General features: G+C 63.4%; 18 protein-coding genes. 10 read left to right on the top strand and 8 right to left on the bottom strand.

Annotation, left to right across the window (positions count from 1 at the left end; translation table 11 throughout):
* Positions 1 to 10: 10 nt before the first annotated feature.
* From AC0L15_RS08740 to AC0L15_RS08710, 7 genes are all read right to left on the bottom strand, one after another.
* Positions 11 to 1,438 (bottom strand): aldehyde dehydrogenase family protein, encoded by a 1,428-nt coding sequence (locus AC0L15_RS08740; protein ID WP_473496246.1) that lies wholly within the window; start codon positions 1,436 to 1,438, stop codon positions 11 to 13.
* Positions 1,439 to 1,469: 31 nt separating this feature from the next.
* Entirely contained in the window at positions 1,470 to 2,555 is a 1,086-nt protein-coding gene (locus AC0L15_RS08735; RefSeq protein ID WP_473496245.1) for an ABC transporter ATP-binding protein, read from the bottom strand.
* Positions 2,545 to 3,153 carry a cupin domain-containing protein gene (locus tag AC0L15_RS08730; protein WP_473496244.1) on the bottom strand — a complete coding sequence of 203 codons (609 nt, stop codon included), beginning with the start codon at positions 3,151 to 3,153 and terminating at the stop codon, positions 2,545 to 2,547. Before AC0L15_RS08730 ends, AC0L15_RS08735 begins: the two co-directional genes overlap by 11 nt.
* A gap of 61 nt (positions 3,154 to 3,214) precedes the next feature.
* A complete protein-coding gene (locus AC0L15_RS08725; RefSeq protein WP_027152260.1) occupies positions 3,215 to 4,285 on the bottom strand; it encodes an ABC transporter substrate-binding protein in 1,071 nt (356 codons plus the stop codon).
* On the bottom strand, positions 4,270 to 5,148 hold the full coding sequence (locus tag AC0L15_RS08720) for an ABC transporter permease (protein WP_473496243.1): 879 nt from the start codon (positions 5,146 to 5,148) through the stop codon (positions 4,270 to 4,272). The genes AC0L15_RS08725 and AC0L15_RS08720 overlap by 16 nt, the downstream gene beginning before the upstream one ends.
* Positions 5,145 to 6,032 (bottom strand): ABC transporter permease, encoded by an 888-nt coding sequence (locus AC0L15_RS08715; RefSeq protein WP_473496242.1) that lies wholly within the window; start codon positions 6,030 to 6,032, stop codon positions 5,145 to 5,147. The genes AC0L15_RS08720 and AC0L15_RS08715 overlap by 4 nt, the downstream gene beginning before the upstream one ends.
* Positions 6,033 to 6,117: 85 nt before the next feature.
* Positions 6,118 to 7,401, bottom strand: a complete 1,284-nt coding sequence (locus tag AC0L15_RS08710; RefSeq protein ID WP_473496241.1) for an NAD(P)/FAD-dependent oxidoreductase — start codon at positions 7,399 to 7,401, stop codon at positions 6,118 to 6,120.
* 267 nt (positions 7,402 to 7,668) lie between these two features.
* Here AC0L15_RS08710 and AC0L15_RS08705 point away from each other — a divergent pair, with 267 nt between their 5' ends.
* The 5 genes from AC0L15_RS08705 to AC0L15_RS08685 all read left to right on the top strand — a co-directional run bounded on the left by AC0L15_RS08705 (position 7,669) and on the right by AC0L15_RS08685 (position 13,011).
* Positions 7,669 to 8,826 carry a fumarylacetoacetate hydrolase family protein gene (locus tag AC0L15_RS08705; RefSeq protein WP_473496240.1) on the top strand — a complete coding sequence of 386 codons (1,158 nt, stop codon included), beginning with the start codon at positions 7,669 to 7,671 and terminating at the stop codon, positions 8,824 to 8,826.
* A 256-nt stretch (positions 8,827 to 9,082) separates the two neighbouring features.
* Positions 9,083 to 10,015 carry a substrate-binding domain-containing protein gene (locus AC0L15_RS08700; protein WP_473496239.1) on the top strand — a complete coding sequence of 311 codons (933 nt, stop codon included), beginning with the start codon at positions 9,083 to 9,085 and terminating at the stop codon, positions 10,013 to 10,015.
* Positions 10,016 to 10,134: 119 nt separating this feature from the next.
* A complete protein-coding gene (locus tag AC0L15_RS08695) occupies positions 10,135 to 11,121 on the top strand; it encodes an ABC transporter permease (RefSeq protein ID WP_027152255.1) in 987 nt (328 codons plus the stop codon).
* Between the two features lie 3 nt (positions 11,122 to 11,124).
* The gene (locus AC0L15_RS08690; protein ID WP_473496238.1) at positions 11,125 to 11,919 is read left to right on the top strand and encodes an ATP-binding cassette domain-containing protein; all 795 of its coding nucleotides are present in this window, start codon (positions 11,125 to 11,127) and stop codon (positions 11,917 to 11,919) included.
* Positions 11,920 to 11,988: 69 nt separating this feature from the next.
* Positions 11,989 to 13,011, top strand: a complete 1,023-nt coding sequence (locus AC0L15_RS08685) for a LacI family DNA-binding transcriptional regulator (protein ID WP_473496237.1) — start codon at positions 11,989 to 11,991, stop codon at positions 13,009 to 13,011.
* A gap of 481 nt (positions 13,012 to 13,492) precedes the next feature.
* Here AC0L15_RS08685 and AC0L15_RS08680 read toward each other — a convergent pair whose 3' ends face one another.
* Positions 13,493 to 14,074 carry a TetR/AcrR family transcriptional regulator gene (locus tag AC0L15_RS08680; RefSeq protein WP_023799451.1) on the bottom strand — a complete coding sequence of 194 codons (582 nt, stop codon included), beginning with the start codon at positions 14,072 to 14,074 and terminating at the stop codon, positions 13,493 to 13,495.
* A 263-nt stretch (positions 14,075 to 14,337) separates the two neighbouring features.
* Here AC0L15_RS08680 and AC0L15_RS08675 point away from each other — a divergent pair, with 263 nt between their 5' ends.
* From AC0L15_RS08675 to AC0L15_RS08655, 5 genes are all read left to right on the top strand, one after another.
* Positions 14,338 to 14,595 carry a hypothetical protein gene (locus AC0L15_RS08675; protein WP_287245229.1) on the top strand — a complete coding sequence of 86 codons (258 nt, stop codon included), beginning with the start codon at positions 14,338 to 14,340 and terminating at the stop codon, positions 14,593 to 14,595.
* Positions 14,589 to 17,765 carry an efflux RND transporter permease subunit gene (locus tag AC0L15_RS08670; RefSeq protein WP_473496236.1) on the top strand — a complete coding sequence of 1,059 codons (3,177 nt, stop codon included), beginning with the start codon at positions 14,589 to 14,591 and terminating at the stop codon, positions 17,763 to 17,765. Before AC0L15_RS08675 ends, AC0L15_RS08670 begins: the two co-directional genes overlap by 7 nt.
* A 15-nt stretch (positions 17,766 to 17,780) precedes the next feature.
* Entirely contained in the window at positions 17,781 to 18,950 is a 1,170-nt protein-coding gene (locus tag AC0L15_RS08665) for an efflux RND transporter periplasmic adaptor subunit (protein WP_473496235.1), read from the top strand.
* A gap of 261 nt (positions 18,951 to 19,211) precedes the next feature.
* Entirely contained in the window at positions 19,212 to 20,318 is a 1,107-nt protein-coding gene (locus AC0L15_RS08660; RefSeq protein ID WP_473496234.1) for a mandelate racemase/muconate lactonizing enzyme family protein, read from the top strand.
* A gap of 353 nt (positions 20,319 to 20,671) precedes the next feature.
* The gene (locus AC0L15_RS08655) at positions 20,672 to 21,994 is read left to right on the top strand and encodes an NAD(P)H-dependent oxidoreductase (protein WP_287175611.1); all 1,323 of its coding nucleotides are present in this window, start codon (positions 20,672 to 20,674) and stop codon (positions 21,992 to 21,994) included.
* The last annotated feature ends 3 nt before the right edge of the window (positions 21,995 to 21,997 follow it).

Raw genomic sequence — 21,997 nt, 5'->3', positions numbered from 1 at the left:
GTGTCATGGGCTAAGCGCCGTAGCCGATGATGCCCTTGATCTCGAGGAAATCGTGGATCGCCCAATCGGCATATTCGCGGCCGTTGCCGGATTGCTTGTAGCCGCCGAACGGCGCGAAGGTGTCCCACTCCGGATAGTTGATCGAGACCTGTCCGGCGCGCAGGCGGCCGGCGACTTTGCGCGCGTGGTCGATATCCCCTGACTGCACGTAGGCGGCGAGGCCATAAACGGTGTCGTTGGCGATCTTCACCGCGTCATCGTCGTCATCATAGGAGATGACCGAAAGCACCGGCCCAAAGATTTCTTCCCGCTCGATGGTCATTCCCGGCGTGACGTGGCCGAAGACGGTCGGCCGCACGTAATAACCGCGATTAAGATGCTCCGGCCGGCCGGGACCGCCGGTGACCAGCGTTGCACCCTCGGCGATGCCGGCCTCGATCAGCCGCTGGATCTTGTCGAACTGGATATTGGAGACCACCGGCCCGAGCTTGGTGTCTTCCGAGCGCGGATCGCCGACCTTGTGCGCCTCGGCCGCCTTCTTGGCGATCCCCAGCGCCTCATCGTGGCGGGCGGCCGGCACCAGCATGCGCGTCGGCGCATCGCAGGACTGGCCGCTATTGCCGAAACAGGCATTGACGCCCTTGCGCACGGCCTTCTCGAAGTCGGCATCGGCAAGCACGATGTTGGGCGATTTGCCGCCGAGTTCCTGCGCCACGCGCTTGACCGTCTCGGCCGCCGTCTTGGCGACGATGATGCCGGCCCGGGTCGAGCCGGTGAAGGAAACCATGTCGACATCGGGATGTCCGGCCATGACCTGTCCGACATCCGGACCGGTGCCGTTGACCATGTTGTAGACCCCCTTCGGCGTGCCGGCCGCTTCCATCACTTCCGAAAAGACGATGCCGCTGATCGGCGCGATCTCGGAAGGCTTCAGCACGACCGTGCAGCCGGCGGCGATCGCCGGCGCCACCTTGCAGACGATCTGGTTAAGCGGCCAGTTCCACGGTGTGATCAGCGCGCAGACGCCGATCGGCTCCTTGACCACCATGGTGGCGCCGCGCTTCTCGCTGAATTCGTAATCCTCCAGCGCATGAATAGTGGCTTCCATATGCGCCCTGCCCGCCCAGGCCTGCGCCTCGCGCGCCCAGGTGATCGGCGCGCCCATCTCCTGGCTGACAGCCTGGGCGATGTCCTCGTAGCGCTCGTTGTAGACTTCGAGGATGCGCTTCAGCAGCTTCAGGCGCTCGGCCTTGCTGGTTTGCGAAAAGGCCGGAAAGGCCCCCTTTGCCGCCGCCACGGCGCGATCCACATCGGCCTTCGAGCCGACGGAGATTTTGGTGTAGGCCTCTTCGGTGGACGGATCGATCACCTCCAGCGTCGCCGGCACCACCGGCGCGACCCATTTGCCGTCGATGAAGAAGTTCAAGTGATTGCTCATGGGTGGTGCTCCGGTTTTCTGGAAGGATAGGTCAGATGGGCAGCATAGGGCAGTTAGCGCCGCGGCGCAGGCTGATATGCGCCACATCGCCGACGCTGAATTGAAAACCTTCCGCCCGGCGTGGCGCATCGATCACCACTGGTATCCCCTGCCCCAATTCGGCGTGCAGGCGCAAGGTGCGGCCGTGAAAGACGATGCTGCTCACCCGCACCGGCGCGGTGCCCGTCGCTGCTTCGGTCGCCGCCAAAAGATCCTCCGGACGCACTCCGATGGTTCGCACCGCGCCTTCTCCCGGCACTTCGCCGGTTTCCGACGTGGCTTCGAGTGGCAGGGCGCCGGCGGCGAAACGCAACCGATCGCCGTCACGGCCGACAAAGCGCGACTGCAGCAGGTTCATCGTGCCGATGAAACTGGCGACGAATTTGGTGGCGGGCCGGTCGTAGAGCGTGGCCGGCGGCGCGATCTGCTCGATGCGGCCCTTGTTCATGACGACGATACGGTCGGAGATCGACAGCGCCTCGGTCTGGTCGTGGGTGACCATGACGAAAGTGGTGCCGAGCCGCGACTGCAGCCGCTTCAATTCGACCTGCATCTGTTCGCGCAGATGCGCATCGAGCGCCGACAGCGGCTCGTCGAGCAGCAGCACACGTGGTTCGCAGACAATCGCACGGGCAAGCGCGACGCGCTGACGCTGGCCGCCCGACAATTCGGATACGCGGGCGCCGAGCTTCTCGGCAAGGCCAACCATGTCGAGCGCTTCGCCGACGCGCTTTGCCTGTTCTGCCCCGGACAGCTTGCGCAGCGACAGGCCGAAGCCGACGTTTTCGGCGACGTCCATGTGCGGAAACAGCGCATAGTCCTGGAACACGGTGTTGACGGGACGGTCGAACGGCCGCAGCGAAGTAATGTCACGGCCGTCGAGCAGCACCCGTCCGCTCGACGGGCTTTCGAATCCTGCGATCACCCGCAGGCTAGTGGTCTTGCCGCAGCCAGATGGGCCGAGCAAGGTCAGGAACTCGCCGCGGGCAATGTTGAGATCGAGGGCATCGAGTCCGACCATGCCGCCGGGGAAAATCTTCGACACCGCCTCCAGCCGGACGAGAGGATCAGGCGCCATCGCGAACCTCGGACGGCTTGGTCGTGTTGACCCAGAGGATCTGGCAGCGCTCGGCGCCCGGATTGCGGAAGGCATGCAGCAAGGTGCTCTTGAAGGCGAAGCTGTCGCCGGTCTTCAGCCCGTAGTTGGTTGAATCGATCACGAGTTCGACCTCGCCCGACAGGACGAAACCGAATTCGTGGCCGGGATGGGCGTAGGCTTCGACGGTGCCGCCACCGGCTTCTACCGTCACCAGCATGCCGGTGAGCGTAGCGGCGGGCGGCGACAGCAGCGCCTTGGCGATGCCTTCCGACTTCACCGGGATCTGGCGCCGACTGTTGGCGCGCACGCAATAGAGATCGCTGACGGCATCGTTGCCGTCAGCAATCAGCGCCGACGGCTCAATGTCGAGAGCGGCGGCGAGCGGCCAGATCACCTTGACGCGAAGCGAGGACAAGCCGCGCTCGATCTGGCTGAGCGCCCCGATCGAAACGCCGGCCCTGGCGGCGAGCTCGGCCAGCGAAAGACTGCGTTCCAGTCTAAGCGCCCGCACGCGCCGGCCGACCCGCACATCGGCGTCGTCTTTCGGCTTTTCAGCCGGTTGGTCCAGTATATCCATGCATACTTCCTCGTTCGCCAGCACTTTCCCTTCTCCCCCTGTGGGAGAAGGAAGAGCGAACTCAGCCGCCTGCCTTGACCTTCTCGAACATCTTGGCGAGTTCGTCATTCTGTTTCATCGGCCCGGTGAAGACGGTAGTCTTCAGCATCACTTCCGGATCGGACGGCAGTTGCAGCTTTTCCAGTTCCTCCTTCGGCACCGCGGCGAAGGCCGAGCTGTTTGAGCTGCCGTAACCATAGGTCTGAATCAGGTATTTTCCCGAATCCGTCTCCAGCCGGCTGTTGATGAAATCATAGGCGAGGTCGACATTCTTGGCGTCCTTGAGCATGACGAAGCCGCACGACCAGGTCAGCATGCCTTCCCTAGGCTTCATGAACTCGACCGGCACGCCCTGCTTCTTCAGCGAGGTGGCCGACGCGTTCCAGGTCATGGCGGCGACCAACTGGCCACTCGCCAGCGCCTGTTCGACCGAGGTCATGTCGGTGGTGTAGTTGGAGAGCAGCGGGCGCTGCTCGCGCAGTTTTTCAGCCACCTTTTCCATCTGTTCCGGCGTCATGTCGAACGGATTGACACCGGCGAGAAGCGCCGCCACCACCGGCGTGTCGTGGACGGCATCGATCGTCGCCATGCGCCCGGCATATTGCTTGTCCCACAAAAGGTTCCAGCTCGGCTCCGGGTTCTTCACCAGATCGGTGCGGTAAAGGATCGAGGTGTTGCCCCAGTCCCACGGCACCATCCAGACTTTGCCGTCGCCGGCCTGCAGGTCGGGCAGGTTCTTGAAAACCGGAAAGATCGAATCCCAGTTCTTGATGCGCTTGGTGTCGATTGGCTGCAGCAGGCCTTCCTTGTTCCAGCGCGCCACCTTGTCGTAGCAGGGATGCGCGACGTCAGGACGGAAACCGGCCTTGACCTTGGTGAAGGCGTCATCGTCGTCGCCGAACATCGAGGCCTCGACACCATCGGGGTGTGCGGCGAGGAAGCTCTTGTTGAAGTCGGGAAGTTCGTAGCCCGACCAGGTGAAATATTGCAGCTTGTCGGCCGCAAGCGCGACGGTCGACGAAAGCGCCAGCGCGAAGGCTGCCAATCCGGCTTGGACTGTCTTGCGATTTATCGATTTCAGGTCGAATGCCATTGCAGTTCTCCTCTTTCGGTTTCTTCTGGTTTGGACAGGTTGGCGGGCACTGGCCGCTGAGCGGCGGCGAGCCCGCGATGGCGCAGGATTTCGGCAGTTGCCGCGATGACGAAGGACACGGCCAGGATGGCCGTGCCCAGTGCCATGACGGTGGGCAGCGATTTCGGGAAACGCAGCTGGCTCCAGATATAAAGCGGCAAGGTCGGTTCGGTGCCGGCGAGGAAGAAGGCGACGATGAACTCGTCGAATGAGGTCAGGAAGGCCAGCATGAACGCTGATACAATGGCGGGCAGGCTGAGCGGCAGCATGACCCGCCTGAATGTCGTCCAGTCGGAGGCGCCGAGATCGAGTGCCGCCTCGTGGATGGTCTTGGGTATAGCGGCGAAGCGGCTTTTCATGATCACCACCGTCGTCGGCAGCGCCACCAATATGTGGCCGAGCACGATGGCCGTGCGTGACGGTCCGAAGCCAATGAGGTTGACCAGGATCAGCAACGAGATGCCGACGATGACGCCGGGGATCAGGATCGGCAGCCGCGCGATAGCGCTGATCGTGAACGCAAGCGGCGAACGGCCGAAGAGATCCATGTAGGACACGGTGATGCCGCAGAGCGTGGCACCGGTGGCGGCAATTGCACCGATGACGAGGCTGTTGGCAAGCGCGCCGGACAGCGCCGAATTGCCGGACAGCGTCGTGTACCATTCAAACGTGAAGCCTTGCAGCGGAAACGCCGCCTGGATCGAATCGTTGAAGGAAAACAGCGGGATCAGCGAGATCGGCAAATAGAGGAATACCAGATAGACAAGCACGTAGGCGCCGAGCCAGCGGCCACCTTGCTTTGCGTCTATGCGCGCGGCGCTCATGTGCGGCTGCCAAACCTGCGGTCGGCGGAACGCACGACAAGCACCACGGCAAGGATGACCAGCATGACGGCAACGGCGAGTGCTGCGCCGAACGGCCAGTCATTTGCCTTGCCGAACTGGGCCTGGATCAGCGAGCCGATCATGGTGCTGGCAGGGCCGCCGACCAGCGCAGGGGTGACATAATCGCCGACCGTCGGCACGAAGACGACGAGAGCCGCCGCCAGCACCCCCGGCATCGAATTCGGCAGCACGACGCGGCGAAAGCTGGTGAACGGTCTGGCGCCGAGATCGGAAGCAGCTTCGAGCAGCGATTTCGGGATCGTGTCCAGCGCCACATAGATAGGCAGGATGGCGAACGGCGCATAGGCGTGAGCCAGCGTGACGACGACGGCGGCCGGCGTGTTGAGAAACCCCAGTGTCGGTTCGGACCAGATGCCGCTTTCGACGAGCGCCGAGTTCAGCACGCCATTGTAGGCAAGCACGATCTTCCAGGCGAAGACGCGCAAGAGATAGCTGGTCCAGAACGGCAGCGTCACCAGAAACAGCAGCAGCCCGCGCCGCCGTCCGGCATGGAAGGCCAGGTAGTAGGCGACGGGATAGGCGGTGACGACCGTCGCCAGCGTCACCAGGCCGGCAATGGCCAGCGAGCGCAGCGTTACCGACCAGTACAGCGGGTCGGATGCCACGGTGATGAAATTCGCAAAAGTGAAGCCGTCGCCCAGCAGCGAACCGTCATTGCCGCGAAGGGCGAGGAAAACCACGAGGCCGAGGGCAAACAGGATCAGGAAGAAGGTGACCAGCCCGCCCGGCAGCAGCATGGCCAACCGGAAACCCGTCGAGGACCGGGACTCCGGCAGCGGCTGCCTTGAAACGATGGTCGACATCGGGGTTGCCCATCGAAATTTGAAATCACTTAAGAATTTTTCAGAATCGTGAAACTGTCAAGCTGATTCCTGCATCGGCATAAAATCAGCGCTCGAATGCATCCAGCATACGATACCAAGCGATCGTCGCGGCGACGCCGACTTGCCGAAAGACGTGGAATGGGATCGGCCGCATCGGCGAGACCGGGAACGGCAATTGCCTGGCGTCGCCGCTCGCCAGATAGCCAGCAATGCGCTCGCCAAGCGCGGTCATCAGGCCGACGCCACGGCCCTGGCAGCCGACCACGGCCATCAGGCCCTGCTCGGGCTCGTGTATATGCGGGAGGTGATCCGGCGTCATCGCCACCCGGCCAAACCAGCGCTTTTCGATTGCGACTCCGGATAGCGCCGGATACAGCCGGAGCAGCGCGCGCTCGAGATGCGCCCAATCACTTTCGCTGGTCGGCAGCGCCATTCGGCCGCGCCCGCCGAGCACCAGCCGCCCGTCGGCACTCTTGCGGTAATAAACGAGGATGCGACGTGAGTCCGATACGGCTTGCCCTTCCGGCAGAATCCCGGCCGCCAGATCGGGTGGCAGCGGTGCTGTCGCGATCTGGAAGGAGTGCAGCGGAACGATCGTCTCGGCGAGACCGGGGAGCAGGTCACCGGTATAGGCGTTTGTCGCCAGAATGACCGCTTTGGCCTGCAATTCGGCGCCGCCCTCCGTCGAGATGCGCCAAATGCCGGCGTTGTGATCGAGGCGCATCACCTTCTGGTGTTCGGCGATCTTCACGCCCGCGGCCGAGGCGATCCGTGCCAGTTCCGACGTGTAGGCAAGTGGATCAATCACGCCGGCCCGGCGGTCGAGCCAGCCACCGAGATAGCCCTGAGCGCCAGTCAACGCGGCGATCTCGGTCTGGCTCAGAAGCCGGACATCGGCGCCACGGTTCCGCCACTGCCGGTCCCTGTTCGCCGCCGCCTCCAGCGCCGTCTCGGTGTGCGCTGCCTGGATCCAGCCATTGCGGACGAACGGCACTGGCAGGTTCTCGTCGCGGATCAATTCGAAGACGGCGTCCGCTGTCGAGGCGGCAAAATTGACGAGGATCTCGCCGCGTTCGGAGCCAAAATGCTCCAGCAGCCATTCCGGATCATATTTCAGGCCGGGGATGACCTGACCGCCATTCAGGCCCGATGCGCCCTGGCCGATTTCGCCGGCTTCCAGCACCTGCACGGCAAGGCCGAACCGGGCTGCATGCAAGGCTGTCGACAGACCGAGAATCCCGCCACCCACAATGACGACATCGGCACACTGGCCGCCGGGAAGAAGCGACCGGAACGCAGGGGCCGCCGGCGGCTTCTGCCAGATCGGATCGGAAAACGGTAGGGGCAAGGGTCACCTGAATGTACTTCGTCAAATGAAAATCCTAGTGACGATTTCACGATTTTGAAAGAGCGTTTGATCTCGGCATCAGCGGATTGAAGAGGATGGCGTCCGCCGATGCGAAATGCAGCGCAGGGCTCGACCGCGAGGAACGGGATAGACCTTTGGCAGGATTTTGTTGAAAGTGCCGTCGCCGCTGGCCAGGCTCTTTATGAACCATTGGTCCGGCGGCGACGACCGTCGCAGCAGAACAAGACAAGCCGAGGACCGCAAGCCATGACGAACACTACTATCCTGCCTGACGAGGGACTCTTCTTCGGCCGCGTCCGGACAAGCGAAGCGTCGCATCCGCTGGTGGTCACAGTGCGCGGCGGCACGGTCTTCGACATCACCTCGAGCATGGCACCAACCGTGCGCGACGTCTGCGAGATGCCGGACCCGGCAGGCTACGTCCACGCCGCCGCGGGCGAACCGATCGGATCGCTCGATGCGATCGCCGCCAACAGTTTCCAGGCCGCGCGCGATCCGCAAAAACCGTACCTGCTCTCTCCGGTCGACCTGCAGGCGATCAAGGCATCGGGCGTCACCTTCGTCGTCAGTCTGCTCGAACGGGTCATCGAGGAGCAGGCGCGCGGCTCGGCCGAGAAGGCGGACGCCATTCGCGCCGACATTGCCGGGCTGATCGGCCACGATCTGTCGAAGCTCAAGCCAGGCTCGCCGGAGGCGATGGAGATCAAGGCCAAGCTGATCCAGCGCGGCGCCTGGTCGCAATATCTGGAAGTGGGCATCGGCCCCGACGCCGAAATCTTCACCAAATGCCAGCCGATGGCGTCGGTCGGCTTCGGCGCCGATGTCGGCCTGCATCCGGTCTCCACCTGGAACAATCCGGAGCCGGAGATCGCCATGATCGCCGCCAGCAGCGGCAAGATCGTCGGCGCCACGCTCGGCAACGACGTCAATCTGCGCGACGTCGAAGGGCGCTCGGCGCTGTTGCTCGGCAAGGCCAAGGACAACAACGCCTCGGCCGCGCTCGGCCCGTTCATCCGGCTGTTCGACGATAATTTTTCCATTGGTGACGTGAAGCAGGCCATCGTGCGGCTGAAGGTCGAGGGCGAGGACGGTTTCTCGCTGGAAGGCGCCAGCTCGATGGCCGAGATCAGCCGCTCGCCCGAAGAGCTGGTCGCCGCCGCCATGGGTCCGCATCACCAGTACCCCGACGGGATGGCGCTCTATCTCGGCACCATGTTCGTGCCGTCAAAGGATCGCGGCGAAAAGGGCAAGGGCTTCACGCACAAGGTCGGCGACATCGTCACCATCTCCTCGGAGAAATTCGGCGCCCTGATCAACCGGGTACGGCTGTCGCCCGACTGTCCCCACTGGACCTACGGCGCCAGCCATCTCTTGCGCGACCTTGCCAGGGCCGACCTCATCTAGCTTCCGTCCCGCCTGCGCCTCGTCTTCGGCGCGAGTGCCGCTTGCCGCAAAAGATATCAGCCAAACTGATGCGATCTGATGGGATGGCTGATGGCGCGTCGTCGTGCGCCAACTACCACTGGCAAATGGAGGCTTGCCATTGATCGAAAAACCGGATGCTCTGATGCATCCAGATCGCCGCTGGCAAGAATACGGTCAGGGCTTGCCGTGATCGTCGCCGGAGCTGAAGGACGTTTTCAAAATGGGAGGAAATCAAATGCTGACGAGGCTACGACTATTTGTATTCGGCTTGATCGTGGCGCTGGCGATTCCGGCGGCGGCACAGGCCAAGACCTTCTACTGGATTTCGCATGGCGGCCCGGCCGACCCGGTCTGGACCTACTTCCTCGCCGGCGCCAAGCAATGGGCGACGGACACCGGCAATACCGTCAACACCTCGTTCCACAATGGCGACGTGTCGTCCCAGCAAGAGGCTGTTCGCGCCGCCATCGCGGCGAAGGCCGACGGTATCACCACCACCAGCCCCGACCCGGGCAGCCTTATCGAGCTCGTCAAGGAGGCACGAGCGGCAAACATCCCGATCATCAACTTCAACACGCCCGATCCGAAGGCGGACTTCAACGCCTATGTCGGCGGCGACAACGTCACCTTCGGCAAGAACTGGGCTCAGTATCTGGTCGACAAGGGCCTGGTGAAGAAGGGCGATTTTGTCTGGATGCCGGTTGAAATCCCCGGCGCCACCTACGGCGTCCAGGAAGAAGAGGGCATCAAGAGCGTCTTCGAGCCGCTCGGCATCACCTATGAAATCACCGAAGCCACGCTCGACCAGGCCGAAGCAATCAACCGCATGGTCGATTATCTCACCGCCAACAGGGCCAAGGTCAAGGCGATCATTGGACTCGGCGACCTGGTGACCGGCTCGATCAAGCGGGTGTTCGACCAGGCCGGCATCAAGCCGGGTGAGATCCCGGTCGTCGGCTGGGGCAACTCGCTCGACACCACCCAGGAGGTGCTGACCGGCTACGTCAATGCCGCGCAGTGGCAGGATCCGCAGGCGACCAGCTATGTGGCGCTTTCGATCGCCAACATGGCCGCGAGCGGCATTCCGCCCGGCTTCGACGTGATCACCGGCGCGCTCTACGAAAAGGACTCCGCACAGGTCTACGACGACATCCTGTCCGGAAAATAAAACCGCGATCGGGATGATCGCGGCACGCCTGCCACGATCATCCCCATCATCCTGCCGAGCCTCGAACCGCCTCATGCGGCGCCGGGGTTGGCCAGTTCCAACCATGTCGCGGGTCCAACGTGGAAAACAGTTCCATCATCCAACGCTCGATCGCCAGGCCGGAATTCGGGCCCTTCGTGCTGCTTGTCGTCGAGCTCGCGGTGTTCTGGGGGTTCAACCACGATTTCCTGTCGCCGCAGAACATCAGCAACATACTCGCCTTCACGGTCGAGCTCGGCCTGATCGCGCTGGCGATGACGCTGTTGATGACTTCAGGCGAATTCGACCTTTCGGTCGGATCGCTGTTCGGCTTCTCGCCCGTCTTGATGTGGACGCTCTTCAACAGCGGCCTCACCTCGCTGGAGGCCGGCTTCGTCGTGGCCTTGCTGGTTGCCGCCTTCATCGGGCTGGTCAATGGCTGGTTCGTGACGCAACTCAAGATACCGTCCTTCCTGGTGACGCTCGGCATGCTGCTGGTGGTGCGCGGCACCGCTCTGTTCGTCACCAGCGGATTTCCGCAGCGGACCTGGAGCGCCGAAGGCAGCTGGCTCGCCGAGGCGCTGGTCGGCGATTTCTTCATCGGGCCGTTCCGCATCTACATGTCGCTGTTCTGGTTCATCGCAGCCGCGATCGCACTTGGCTACGTGCTGACGCAGAGCCGGACCGGCAACTGGATCCAGGCGGCCGGCGGCAACCCCAATGCGGCAAGGGCGCGCGGCGTCAATGTCAGCGGTGTCAAGATCGGCCTGTTCATCCTGTCGTCGATCATGGCTTCGCTTGCCGGCGTCATCAGCTCGCTGCGCACTTCGGCCGCCAACCCGAACAGCGGCACCGGCTACGAGCTCGAAGTCATCGCCATGGTGGTGATCGGCGGCACGGCGCTGACCGGCGGACGCGGCACCATCATCGGTACTGTGCTCGGCATCCTGATCCTGCGCGTGATGCGCAACGGCATCGTGCTGATCGGCGTGCCTGGGCTTGCCTACAACATCTTCATCGGCGCGATCATCCTCGGCATGATGGCGCTCCACTCATGGCTGGAACGCCGGCATCAGGCGGGAACTTGAACCATGACTGAGCCGCTTGTCCGCATGGAAAACATCCGCAAGTCTTACGGGCGCGTGCAAGCGCTGGTGGACGCCAATTTCCATGTCAACGAAAGGGAGATCGTCGGTCTGCTCGGCGACAATGGCGCCGGCAAGTCGACGCTGATCAAGGTCTTATCGGGTGCGGTCCCGCTGACCAGCGGCGACATCTTCATCCGCGGCAAGAAGGTGGCCTTGCGCAGCACAAGCGACGCCATCGCCCACGGCATCGAGACGATCTACCAGGACTCCGCACTGGTCACGCAATTGTCGATCGCGCGCAACCTGTTCCTCGGGCGCGAGCCGATCAAGCCGCCGCGTTTCCTCAACCGTATGGACCAGGAGGCGATGAACGTGGTCGCCCGGAACCTGCTCAAGCAGGTCGGCATCTCGAAGAACATCCCGCCGACCACACCGATCGGCTCGCTCTCCGGCGGCGAGCGGCAGGCCGTGGCGATCGCGCGCGCCATGCATTTCGACAGCGACCTCATCATCCTCGATGAGCCGACCAACAATCTCGGCGTCGCCGAGACGCAAGGTGTGCTGAGCTTCGTGCGCAGCGCCCGCGATTCGGGCCATTCCTGCATCTTCATCGCCCACAACATCCACCACGTCTTCCAGGTGGTCGACCGCATCGTCGTCATGCGCCGCGGCAAGGTGGTTGCCGACGATATCGATCCGAAGAACACCAACGTCGCGGAAGTCGAACGGATCATCACCGGCATGTCCGACAAGGAGATCCGTGACGCCATCGCGCAGGGGAAGCAACCACAAGGCTGAGTGGCCAGTTGGAAGCCGGGTTGGCCGTATCTCTGGTACAGGATCACATCGGCTCCTATGACTGCGACAATGAAAGCCACCGTTGCGGACATCGCCAGAAGCTGCGGGCTGTCGACCGCGACGGTCGACCGGGTGCTGAACAACCGGCCGGGCGCCAGCGCCGCCAACCGGCAGCGGGTGATGGAGGCGGCCAAGCAGCTTGGCTATTTGCCGGTCGTGGATCAGGTCACGCTGCCCTCGCGGCCGGCGCATCTCGAGTTCTTCCTGCCGATCGGCTCCAATGCCTTCATGACGGATCTGGCAAATCACATCGAGGACTATGCTGCCCGCCTGCCGCTCGTCGCCTCCTGCCGGATCCACAAGCTCGCCGGCATCTCGCCGAGCTCGTTGCAGACGGCCGTCGAAAACCTCTCGCTCAAGGCAAACGGCGTCGGTGTCATCGCCATCGACCACCCGAGAACGCGCAACATCCTGCGCGAGATCGTCGAAGCCGGCATCCGCCTGGTCACGCTGGTGTCGGACGTTCCGGGCGCACCACGATCGGCCTATGTCGGCATCGACAACCGTGTCGCAGGGCGCACCGCAGCCCTTTTGATGGGACGTTTCCTGGGCGGTCGCACGGGCCATCTGGCAATGATCGTCGGCTCACGCTCCTATCGCGGGCATGAGGAACGCGAAATGGGCTTTCGCTCGGTGCTCGGCGAGGAGTTCCCCAATTTGACTGTGACCAGCGCTGTCGAGATCAACGACGAGCCTGATATCAGCTATACGGCGACGATGAAGGCGCTGCACAACGAGCCGGAACTGCTCGGCATCTATTGCGTGGGCGCCGGACGCTCGGGCGTGGCGAAAGCGCTGCTGGAAGCCAAGCCGCGAAGGAAGCCGGTGTTCATCTGTCACGACCTGACAAGAGCGACACGCGGCTATCTCGTCGACGATCTGCTCGATGTCGTCATCGACCAGAATGCACGGCTGATCGCCGAGCAATCGGTCATTCGCCTGCTCGGCTCGATCGCTTCCTCGGCGCCTTATCTGACGCGGAAATTTATCGAGCCGCGCCTTATCTTCAAGGAGAACGTTCCGGTCCAGTGATGCCACGCAAGCGCCACGGTCGGTCTCGGCGATGGTTAAAATTCGGTTGATACCGCGAATCTGCACATCTGCTATGCATCTTTTGCTATTGCCGAATCATTGGGCAATTGATAGTTTCACAGGTGTCGGCCATCTACTCCTCCCAGATGCGATGCCGACGCTGAGTGCGGCGCACCTCCTCCCGCGTCGTATTCGAAATCGAGCCCGCTGCCACCTCCTCCCGGCAGCGGGCTTTTTTTGTTCTGGGTGTCGGGCAAGGCGGCGGCAATCGCCAGCCCCATTGGAATCCCGCCACACTTGTCACTCTCGCCAATTCGCCATCGGGCCTAGCCTGCTCACAACCAGCAGCGACCGCCGCGCGCAAGAGCGCGGCGACAGACCGGCAACGGAGACGTGAGATGGCAGCACATGCCAAGGCAAAAGAGCACTCGCGGCGCGGCTTGCAATGAACACGCCAGCGATCGTTTCGCCGCTTGCGAGACTATCTGGCCCTGAACGAGGTGATCAGGCCTTCCGCCATGCGAACAAACTGCGCGCTGGGGCCTTCGGCTCCGACGCTTTGCAGGCTGACACGGGCGCCTTCAAGCAGCAGCGACAATGTATCGGCAAGAAGCTCTGCCTGGCCGATGCCGGCATCCCGACACAGGCCGACGAGGCGGTCGCGCTGAGCCTGCTTGAGTTCCTTGATTACCCGACGGGCCGGATGGTCGGTCTCGCTCAACTCGATGGCGGCGTTGGCCATGTCGCAACCGCGGCCGTCCATCATCAGGCAATCGGCTGCCATCCGGACCCAGGCATGCAGTTGCGCAAGCTTGTCGCCCGGATGCTCGGCCTCGAACTTTTGCCACATCGCGTTGGCGCTACATGCGGTCGCCCGCAGGCACTCGATGACCAGATCGTCCTTGGACTCGAAATGACGGTAGAGCGTCATCTTGTTGGTACCGGCGGCCTCAGTGATCGCGTCGACGCCGACGCCCTTGATGCCATGCTTGTGGAACATATCCCGTGCCGTCTCCAGGATGCGATCCCGAGGGCGGATGCGTTCCGCAGTGCCGTCTTCCATCAAAACCTCCTTGGTTTCCGGGATTTCCGAAAAATCCCTCGGCACACCTCTTGACTAGGGTGTTACCGGTCTGTAACTTCTAGATGTTACTTACTGGTAACACCCCCATTGCCTCGTGTCAATCTCGCAGGCGCCTGTGAACAGCCTCCGCCAAATCGGCCCAGGCATGAAACTGCGCCCCAGGCGACTTTGGCCGCGAAAAGGAAGACCACCCGATCTGCGGCGGCGTACGCCACAGATCGCCAAAGCCAGGAGCCGCTACGATGTCGCAGCGCAAAGATTTGACGATCGACGAAGTTGTGAAGGATCCGATGATCCGGATGCTGATGCAGGCCGACCGTGTCGACCCGCGCTCTTTCGAGACGATGCTGCGTACCCTTGCGGATGCGCAAGGCCGCAGCCGCAAGGCGCCGCCTCGTTTCCTGGAGGATTCCGGGCAAAGCCGCAGCCGGCGGCTGTCCAGGCTGGCCAAGGCCTTTGGCCAGGCGAGAGCATCGGGCGAGGCGTGCGTATCATGGTAAATTTCTTCATCCACCGTCCGATCTTTGCATCGTCGATCGCCATCATCATGGTGCTCGCCGGGGCGATCTGCTATTTCCTGCTGCCTGTCTCGCAGTTTCCCGATATCACGCCGCCTCAGGTCGTGGTCAGCGCCAACTATCCTGGCGCCAGTGCGCAAGTCGTGGCCGACACCGTCACGACGCCGCTCGAACAGCAGATCAACGGCGTTCAAGGCATGACCTATATGTCGTCGTCGAGCTCCAATGACGGCTCGTCGACGATCACCGTTACCTTCGAGGTCGGCTATCCCCTGAGCACCGCCGCCGTCGATGTCCAGAACCGCGTCTCACAGGCGGCGTCCTCGCTGCCGGCCATCGTCAACCAGGGCGGCGTGACGATCAAGAAGCAGAACCCGAACTTCGTCCTGATCGTCAATCTCACCTCGCCCGACGGCTCCGTCGATCCGGTCGCGCTCAGCAACCTCGCCTACCTGCAAGTGGTCGACCCGCTGAAGCGCCTGCCCGGCGTCGGCGACGTGCAGATCTTCGGCGAGCGGCGCTATTCGATGCGCGTATGGCTCGATCCCGACAAGCTCGCCAATCTCGGCATCACCGCCGTCGATGTCCAAAACGCCATTGCCGAGCAGAATGTCCAGGTCGCGGCCGGCAAGATCGGGCAGTCGCCGGCGCCGGCCGGCACCGCTTTCGAAATGCAGGTCAATGCCGTCGGCCGACTGAGCGATCCCAAGGAATTCGGCGATATCATCGTGCGCGCCGATGCCGCGAACGGTTCGCTGGTGCGGTTGCGCGACGTCGCGCGCATCGAACTCGGCGCCCTGCAATACTCGTCGTCGGCGTTCTTCGGTGAGGACCCGACCGTGGTGCTCGCGGTCTACCAGATGCCAGGCTCGAACGCCCTCGACCTGCAGCAGCGCGTCAAGGACAAGATGCAGGAACTGTCGGCCCGCTTCCCGAAGGGCGTCAGCTACGCCATGCATTACGATACGACACGTTTCGTTTCGGCGTCGATGCACGACGTGCTGGTCACGCTCGGCGAGGCGCTGGTCCTGGTTGTCGCGGTGGTGTTCATCTTCCTGCAGAGCTGGCGCACCACGATCATCCCGACGATCGCGATTCCCGTGTCGCTGGTGGCCACGCTCGTCGTCATGTACATGTTCGGCTTCTCGCTGAACATGCTCAGCCTGCTCGGCATGGTGCTGGCGATCGGCCTAGTTGTCGATGACGCGATCGTCGTCGTCGAGAATGTCGAACGCCAGCTGGAGGCCGGCCTCAAACCGCTGGCTGCCACGCGCGCGGCGATGGCCGAGGTCACCGGCCCGATCATCGCCACGACCGCCGTGCTGATGGCCGTGTTCGTGCCAGTCGCCTTCATACCCGGCGTTTCCGGCCGGCTCTACAACCAGTTTGCCCTGACGGTGGCGATCTCCTTCGGCATCTCCGCCTTCGTCTCGTTGACGCTCACCCCGGCGCTCAGCGCCGCTTTCCTGCGCCACCGCCCGGCAACGCAATTCGTGCTGTTCCGCTGGTTCAACACGGGCTTCGATCGGCTGTCGCATGCCTATGCCAATGGTGTGCGCTTCCTCATCCGCCTGCGCTGGATCATGCTCGGCATATTCGCGGCTGGGCTTGTCGCCACCTATTTCGTCTGGCAGCGCCTGCCCTCGACCTTCCTTCCGGTCGAGGACCAGGGCTATTTCTTCGTGGTCATCCAGTTGCCGGATGGGGCGTCGCTGGAACGCACCGACGCGGTGGCGCGGAAGGCACGCGACATCCTGCAGAACACGCCTGGTGTCGATATCGTCGGCTCGATCAGCGGCTTGAACTTCCTCACCAGTGCCGCCCAGTCGAACTCGGCGGTGGAATTCGCCATCCTGAAGCCATGGGACGAACGCGGCCCTGACCAGAGCGCCTCGAAGCTCGTCGCCGACGTGCGCTCGAAGCTCATGGAACTTCCGGAAGCGTTCGCGCTAAGCTTCGATCCGCCTTCGATCCCGGGCATCGGCACGACCGGCGGCTTTGAATTCCAGGTGGAGGACCTGACCGGTCGCGGCAGCGCTGCGCTCAACGACGCTACGCAGGCCGTGCTGGCCGAAGCTCGCAAACAGCCCGAGCTCAACCCGCAGCAATTGTTCTCGTCGTTCTCGACCTCGACGCCGCAGTTCAACTACGACCTCGATCGCAACAAGGCGAAGCTGCTCGGCCTCAGCCTGCCCGACGTGTTCAACACACTGCAGATCTATCTCGGCTCGCTCTATGTGAACGACTTCAACCTGTTCGGCCGCACCTTCCGGGTGACGATCCAGGCGGACAAGGATGCACGTGCGGGTGCGGCAGACATTTCGCGGCTCTATGTGCGCAATGCCTCCGGCGGCATGGTGCCGTTGAGCACGCTCGGCAAGCTGGTGCCTATCGTCGGCCCGGAAACCGTCCCGCATTACAACAACAATGCGTCGGCCCTGATCAATGGCGGTGCCGCACCCGGCTTCTCCTCGGGCCAGGCGGTCGCTGCGATGGAACGTGCCGCCGCCACGGCGCTGCCGAAGGATTTCGGCTACGAATGGACGGGCATCACCTATCAGGAGCTCAAGGCCGGATCGATCGCCTCGATCGTCTTCGGTCTCGCCATGGTCTTCGTCTTCCTGATCCTTGCCGCCCAATATGAGAGCTGGGCCATGCCCTTCATGGTCCTGCTCGCGGTGCCGCTTGCCCTGTTCGGCGCCTTTGTCGCCTTGCTTATGCGCGGCATGCAGATCGACGTCTATTCGCAGATCGGTTTCGTCATGCTGATCGGGCTGGCGGCGAAGAACGCCATTCTGATCGTGGAGTTTGCCCGGCGCCGGCGCGAGGAAGGTCTCAGCATCGTCGACGCCGCAATGGAAGCGGCGCGCCTGCGGCTGCGGCCCATCCTGATGACCGCCTTCGCGTTCATCCTCGGTGTGCTGCCGCTGATGTTCTCGACAGGTGCCGGTGCAGCCAGCCGCCAGTCGATCGGCACCACCGTCTTTGGCGGCATGGTCGCAGCGACGATCCTGTCGCTGGTGTTCGTGCCGGTCTTCTACGCGGTGATCGAGCAGCTGCGCGAGCGCGGCAGCAAGAGCGAGCCTGTCGCCGAACCGACTGAACCAACTGCCGAACCCGCTTTCGAGCGATTGGCCGAAGCGGCCGAATAGAATTGGAGAATGATCATGCGTAAATGGAAAATTGCGTTGGGAGCGGCTGTTGCCGTGGGGGCGGTCTCGATGGCCAGCGTCCACTTGCTCGACATGGGTAATTTCGGCCTCAACGCCGGCACGGCAGGGGCGGCAACGCCTGAGCCCGCGGCGCCCGAGCCCGCGGCTTTTGTCATGCCGGTGCCAGTGGTGAGCGTCGTCAAGAAGACGATCCCGATCTATCTCGACTATGCCGCTCGCACCGAGCCGATCCGCAGCATCACGCTGCAGGCGCGCGTGCCGGGGTATCTGCAGGAGCAGGTCGCGCCCGACGGCAGCGATGTCAAGAAGGGCGACCTTCTCTACAAGATCGCTCCAGAGGATTTCCAGGCGGCCCTTGAACAGGCGAAGGCTCAGGTCCAGCGCGACGAAGCAACGCTCGACTATGCACGATCCAACCTTGGTCGCGGCACCGAACTGGCCAAGAGCGGATACATCGCCAAGGATGCGTTCGACCAGCGCACCAGCAGCTTGCGCGAGGCCCAGGCATCGCTCGCCGTCAACCAGGCGGCTGTGCGGACCGCCGAGCTCAATCTGAGCTATTCGGAAATCAAGGCGCCGTTCGCCGGGCGCGTCGGCCGCAACCAGGCCTCGGTCGGAACGCTGGTCAGCGTCGCCGGCACAGTGCTCAACACGCTGGTGCAGCTCGACCCGATCTATGTCACCTTCAATCCGAGCGAAACGGATCTGGCGCAGATCGAGGAAGCCCGCGCGACGGGACCCATCGATGTCGACGTCCTGCTTCCCGGCGATACGGAACCGCGCCACAAAGGTCAGCTCACCTTCATTGACAACACGGTCGATCGCTCGACCGGCACCATCACCGCACGCGCGACGATCGGCAATGCCAAGTTCACGCTGCTGCCGGGCCAATATGTTCGCGTCAGGCTGCATATCAAGCAGCAGCCAGATGCACTGATGGTGCCGCAGACGGCATTGGGATCGAGCCAGCTCGGCAAGTATCTCTACGTCGTCGGCAAGGACAATACTGTCGACCAGCGCATTGTTTCGCTGGGGCCGACCAACGGCGACCTGGTGGCGATCTCGAGCGGCGTAGCGGAAGGCGACCAGGTGATAACAGGCAATCTGCAGAAGATCGGCCCGGGAATGCCTGTCTCGCCGCTGCCACAGAAACCTGCCACCTGATACCCCCCCATCAGGCCCGGTCCAGCGGCGCCCCCGGCTATGCCGAGGGCGCCGTTTTGCTGAGCAGTTCGACAAGGCCGGCGACATCGGCACAGCTTCGAAGAATTGCTTGCCTATGCGCGCTGCCTCGAACAGTGTGTTTCCAGAGGCGTCAAGGCCGATCGCGCCGGCCTGACGCGCAACCGGCCTGACGGCAGTTGAGCCCAGCGGACGATGCAGGTTGGCGGCTTCGTCAGGGCGTCACAGCGACGGACAGAAAAATTGCGGATCAAAACCATCAAGGCCTACCATGTCGTGCAGCCCTTTGTGGACGGGCCCTACCGCATGTCCAAGGGGCGTGTCGCCGCCGCGTTCGACGCGGTGATCGTCGCAATCACCTCCGACAGCGGGCTGACCGGCTGGGGCGAGATGGCGCCGCTCGGCAATTTCTACTCGCCCGCATTCTCGGCCGGCACTCGCGCCGGCGTCATCGAAATTGCGCCGCATCTGCTCGGCCACGATCCTCGCGCCTTGGCCAGTATCGGCAGGCTGATGGACACGGTGTTCAAGGGCCATCCCTACATCAAATCGGCGCTCGACATGGCCTGCTCGGATCTCGCTGCACGCGCCGCCGACATACCGCTGGTGACGCTGCTCGGCGGGCGCGAGAGCGAGACGGCGGAACTCTACAAGGTCGTCTCCCATGGCACCGTCGACGCGATGGCCGCACTGGCCAAGCGCATCGTCAGGGACGGGTTTCACCGGCTGCAGGTCAAGGTCGGCGGCAACGTCCATGACGACATCGAGCGCGTCACCGCGGTCGCCGCTTCGGTGCCGAAGGGCACCGTCATCTTCTGCGACGCCAATGCCGGCTGGACGCCCTATCAGGCGCGCCAGTTCGCTGACGCGACGCGCGCCATCGACTACACGTTCGAGCAGCCCTGCACCACGATCGACGAATGCATGTCGGTCCGCCGCTCGCTCGACAAGCCGATGGTGCTCGACGAATCCGTCGCCTCGCTGGACGACGTGCTCGACATCCACCGCAAGGGCGCGGCCGACGGGCTGACGCTGAAAATCTCGCGGCTCGGCGGCGTGACCAGGACGCGGCAGATCCGCGACCTTGCCGTCGACCTGGGCTTCATGATCACCGTCGAGGACACCGGCGGCGCCGAGATCGACACATCAGCCATGGCGCATCTGTCGCTGTCGACGCCGGAGGAGCGCCGGCTGCATGCCATTGCCTTCCACGAATGGGTGACGGTGCGCACCGCATCGAACAAACCGCCGGTTTCGGGAAGCCGCATGGGCATTCCGGACGGGCCGGGCCTCGGCATCGACGTTGTTCCCGACCTGCTTGGCGCGCCCTTCTTCGAGGTCGGCAGCTGATAGACTGGCATGCGCCAGCATTCCGGCTGGCGCTCTCTGTTGCGCGGCTTCGTCGTTGGCGATAGGCACAGCGGCAGCTGAGCGGTCGTGAAACAGTTTTTTCGTCGCACTCGCTTGCTTGCGAGAAGGGATGTCACGGTTCGTCGCCGCCTGCATCCCAAGAGATCACCGCCTTCTGCGCCCCTCGCTGACCGCGCTGCCAAGCCGCAAGCCAAGGCTTGCACAAATTAAATCACAGAATGTTTGCGGGCACGGCTGCCGAATTGGCGGTTGAAATATTTTTCATTTGGAAATAGGAATGTTCAAAATGATGACTTCGACGCTGCGGCGCGTCAGGAACTGGAGGAAGCGACATGGCCCATCCGCAATTTGCAGCGGAACTTTTGCAGCGCGCTGAACAGCAGGGACCGATCACCATCGGGCTTGCCGGCGCCGGGCAGATGGGCACCGACATCGTCGTCCAGGTCGCGCTGATGCCGGGCATGCGGATCGGCGCCATTTCCGAGGTCAGGCCGCAGGCGGCGATCGACGCGGCGCTGCTCGCCGGCCACGACCGCTCGGATATCGTGCAGGCCGGCAATGCGGCGGCGATCGACCGCGCCATCGAGGCCGGCAAGATCGCGGTGACCGAAGATTTGCATGCGCTGGCGTCCGCCGGCCGCATCGACGTCATCATCGACGCGACAGGCAACCCCAACATCGGCACGCTGTTCGCGCTTGAAGTGATGAAGAACGGCAAGCATATCGTCATGCTCAACGTCGAGGCCGACATCACCATCGGCCGCTTCCTCAAGGAGGAGGCGCGCAAGGCCGGCGTCGTCTATACCGGCGCGGCCGGCGACGAGCCGGCCTGCACGCTGGAGATCATCGGCTTTGCCAGGAGCCTCGGCTTCAACATCATCGCCGCCGGCAAGGGCAAGAACAATCCGCTGAAGATCGATGCCATGCCGGCCGACTACGAGAAGGAGGCGGCCGAGCGCAATATGAATGCGCGCATGCTGGTCGAGTTCGTCGACGGCTCGAAGACGGCGATCGAGATGGTGGCGATCGCCAACGCCACCGGCCTGGTGCCCGACGTGCCGGGCATGCACGGCCCGACCGCGACGCTGGAGGAACTCGCCGGCGTGCTTTGCCCGCGCGAGGATGGCGGCGTGCTGCACCGCAAGGGCGTGGTCGACTATTCGATCGGCAAGGGCGTGGCGCCCGGCGTGTTCTGCATCATCGAGACCAGGCATCCGCGCGTGCTGGAGCGCATGATCGACCTCAAGGTCGGCAAGGGCCCGTATTTCACGATCTTCCGCCCCTATCATCTGACCAGCCTGGAAGTGCCGCTGTCGGCGGCGCGCGCCGTGGTCTACAAGCGCGCCGACATGGAGCCGCTCGACCATCCGGTCGCCGAGGCGGTGGCGGTTGCCAAGAGCGAGCTTGCCCCTGGCCAGTCGCTCGGCATGATCGGCGAGAACGACTATCGCGGCTTCGCCATGACCTGGGAGGACGCGCGCGCCCGCGGCGCCCTGCCGCTCGGCCTCGCCGAACGCGCCAAGGTGGTCAAGCCGGTCAAGACAGGCGATTTCCTCACCTATGAAAATTGTGTACCCGACGATTCGATGGTGATAACCCAGATCCGCCGTCGTCTCGACCAGTCGGACGGACGGTTCGTTACGAACGCCGCCTGATCC

The sequence above is a fragment of the Mesorhizobium sp. WSM4846 genome (assembly GCF_055811415.1).
Note: the sequence above shows the minus strand (reverse complement) of the source record. Positions and strands in the feature narration are given on the sequence as shown.